General features: G+C 55.4%; 1 protein-coding gene. It reads right to left on the bottom strand.

Features of this window, described 5'->3' with window-relative positions; translation table 11 throughout:
- Window positions 1–187: 187 nt before the first annotated feature.
- Window positions 188–499 (bottom strand): hypothetical protein, encoded by a 312-nt coding sequence (locus EOA24_RS40355; RefSeq protein ID WP_127410940.1) that lies wholly within the window; start codon window positions 497–499, stop codon window positions 188–190.
- Window positions 500–581 lie beyond the last annotated feature (82 nt).

The raw sequence follows: 581 nt of genomic DNA, 5'->3' as shown, positions 1-581 counted from the left end.
TCCCAGGTGCCAAGGTACTTTCCGCAATCATCGCAAAAAATGGGCGTATCCGGACGAGAGTCATCGGGTATTCTCAGCCTGATGGTGAGGCAGTATGGGCATTCCAACCGATGATCGAGATATTTCGGGGCCATCGACAAGTTCACAATCTGCTCTGATTTGCGCTCGATCCCGCGCTGGCCAAGCGCTAGTTCTCGCTCGCCAAAAGAAGTGGTGGTTGGCCGTGGAAGGAGGTCGCAAATCGCCCGGCCAGCCTAGTTTCCGCTTCGTGCGCAGCAAGAATGCCGCTCGTACCATCGAATTCCATCGGGATGTGAAACATTTGAGCGGTGTCCAGGACTATCTCCTCAATGTCCTCAAGGGCGATATTCTCCGAGAGATGGCGACGCCTGACTTGTTCCGCCACGACCGGAACGTTGACAATGCCGAGCCTCTGGAACGCCTCAGTGACACTCGCCGTGACGTCGTCCAGTAGGGTTTGTGAATAATGGTAGCGCATGGTGACCTCTTGTCCTCCGGGACCGGGTTACCCTCACCTTCACCATGCGCTACCATTATTCACAAACCCTACTGGACGACGT

Source organism: Mesorhizobium sp. M2A.F.Ca.ET.039.01.1.1, assembly GCF_003998035.1.
In the GTDB taxonomy this organism is placed as follows: domain Bacteria; phylum Pseudomonadota; class Alphaproteobacteria; order Rhizobiales; family Rhizobiaceae; genus Mesorhizobium.
The sequence above is the reverse complement of the archived record's forward strand: the minus strand, read 5'-3'. Positions and strand labels throughout refer to the sequence as shown.